The 2675-nt window shown below is 24.1% G+C and carries 4 protein-coding genes; all 4 read left to right on the top strand.

The genetic code is table 11. The annotated features are described in order from the left end of the window. On the top strand, positions 1-351 hold a 351-nt coding region (locus tag V6137_RS20795), incomplete at its 5' end, for a hypothetical protein (protein WP_425449867.1). Positions 352-1140: 789 nt separating this feature from the next. Then, positions 1141-1929: a hypothetical protein gene (locus tag V6137_RS20790; RefSeq protein WP_425449866.1), complete on the top strand. Its 789-nt coding sequence runs from the start codon at positions 1141-1143 to the stop codon at positions 1927-1929. 122 nt (positions 1930-2051) lie between these two features. Beyond that, on the top strand, positions 2052-2456 hold the full coding sequence (locus tag V6137_RS20785; RefSeq protein ID WP_425449865.1) for a stalk domain-containing protein: 405 nt from the start codon (positions 2052-2054) through the stop codon (positions 2454-2456). Positions 2457-2473: 17 nt separating this feature from the next. Further along, on the top strand, positions 2474-2675 hold a 202-nt coding region (locus V6137_RS20780; protein ID WP_425449864.1), incomplete at its 3' end, for a hypothetical protein.

The following is a 2675-nucleotide window of genomic DNA, read 5'->3' as shown; positions in this document are numbered from 1 at the left end:
CCTTGCGAAATGGAGTATGAGAATGATCAAATTTTTGACATTAACTATTTATCCCTATCCAACATTGACTTTAAAGAAGTTAATAAGAGAGCTAAAAAATTAATAGAGAATGAAGTATCTATTAGAAGTTTAACTAAAGAAAGTATTAGTAGAGTATTAGGGACAGATATAGCAGATAGTGTATTCCAAGCTCCAAAGTCTAAAAATAATGAAGATAATAGAAAATATGATAATACAGTTAAAAAGGAGTTTAGTACCCCAGAAGTAGATATAGAATATCAAGGCAATTTTAAGGTGATTACTCCTAAAAAATTAGATTTAAATGATTTGCCCGATGATTTACCCTTCTAAAATAAAGTTTTGTAAAAAAATAATTTAATTTCTTGCAGGTTTTAAAAGCTAATATAATCCATAAACCTTACTAATAAAGTAAGTTAGAGCCTATTTATTAATTCATTTAATGTTGACCAATAAATGAATCTAAGTTAAAGATGTTCCTAAAAACTAATAATATTTTTATTTTATTAAATAAGAGAATGGAGTTAATATATTTTAAAGAAGATAAGTAAATATTTATTATTAATCTAACTAGAGAAGAAAGTAAATATATTAACAAGTATTCTTATTAGGAACATCAAAAGATTATTTTTAAACAAATTAAAAGAGGAAGGTAGTGTCATTAAAAAAAGACTACTATACAAGTAATTATAATAATTAAAAGAAGTATTCTAATTAGTAATAGTATATAGAATAAGGAAACTAAACAAATTAATGTTTTAATGGACAAGAAGTGGCTAAAGCTAATATTTTTATTTATCTAATAATAACTAAATTTAGAAATTATAATACAATAATTCAAACTATTTAGACAAATAACAAGGCTTATATTTTAATTGTAAAGGCTTTAAAACGATTAAAGGGCTTATGGGACTATTAATAAAATAAATAGTGTTAAAAGGCTTATATGGCATTTTAATAGTTATTTAGTTGCTAAGTCAATATTATTTTGCTACTATAAAAGTAGATTTAATAATTAATTATAAGTGTTGTAATTACTAGGTTATATAACGTTTATAAAGTTATAAAAAAATAAAAAATACATAAAATATAATAATAAGAAAATGAAAGGAGGAATGTGTTGTGATAAAGTTATATAATCCATTTAATTTTAAATTTAATAAGCAATTAAGCAAACAAGAAGAAATTAATAATAAAAAAAAGAAAGTAGAGGATACATTTAATAGAGAGCTATATATAATATCTGGAATAGAAAACAAAATGATATTCATTTTAATAATAACAGGTCTTGTTGGCTATTACAGTTTATGGAATGCAAGTGATTTTTATTTCCATACTCTTGTTAGTGGTACTATTTTATCTATAATTTACGGTACTATTTACTACTGGACTACAAACCATTTGGGAGTGCAAGGGGTTGTAGATATAACTAAGAAAAGAAATATTTATTATACACCTATAAATGCCCTTTTGACAAATGGTATAGTAAAGAAAATATTCTTCTTACTGGTACTATTCTTAATTGGAGAAGATTATAATTCTAATCAATTTTATATGGGGTATGCTAGTAATTACCTAGCTCATCTTACAGCATTCATTTTAATATTCTTAACCATACAAATAGACTATCATTTTAATCATAAAAACAAGTATAACAAATTATTTAAAATGTGGGATGAAGCAGTTTTAGAAGAACAAAAGCTACTACAAGCACAAGAATGTAATCTCTTAGGAGATACAGAAACTAAATATATAAAAGAAGATGATATAGTAATTCCACCACCTATTAAAGATCTAAAGAACAAAAAAAATAAAACGAAAGAAGAAGATAATAATATTATTTCTATTGATAAAATTAGAAAAATAAATAACAAAGATAACAAGAATATAAGAAGAAGATTTAGAGACTAGAAAGCCCTATTTTTAGGGCTTTTTTTAATACGTGCTAGAACAAACTTCTTTAACATTTGGGTTATATTTTGGTTATATTTTAATAAAATATAATAATAATAAAATGAAAGGAGGAATGTGTTGTGAAAAAATCTATTTTAGCATTAGTAGTATTATTAATATTTACTACAAGTATTACAGTTTTAGCAGAAGCAGAAGAGATAACATTAAAAATAGATAAAACAGAAGTTAAGACTAATATAATTACTAAAGACAATAACGTGTATATACCTTTAAAAGAGACATTCGACAAAATAGGACATTATACATTTTGGGATAAAGAAAATAAATATATAACAATTACAATAGATGCAGGGCTAAGAGAAGGTTTCTTTATTTTCTATAGTCCAGATACCAAAACTTGTTATACACCGCTTGGTAAATTTAAAGACGAAGATAATTTAGTAATAGTCCAAAATGGTACAAGTTATATGAAACCAGAATTTATTAAAAAAACATTTGGCTACAGTGTAAAAATAAAACAATAAAAAAGGAGGAAAATTTTATGAAAATAAAAAAACATATAATGTTTATAACAGTTTTAAGCATATTAATTAACTTAGTTTCTTTTAGTGCTTTCGCAGAGGAAATGGTAATAACAGAAACAAAATCTACAATTCCAACAGGAGCATATACATTAGCTTATGGAAATGGACAATATGTAGCAGTAGAATCAAATGGAACAGTATTAACTTCTACCGATGGGG

Source organism: Dethiothermospora halolimnae (assembly GCF_037577855.1).
Lineage (GTDB): Bacteria > Bacillota > Clostridia > Tissierellales > VENL01 > Dethiothermospora > Dethiothermospora halolimnae.
This window is presented reverse-complemented; position numbering and strand designations above follow the sequence as displayed.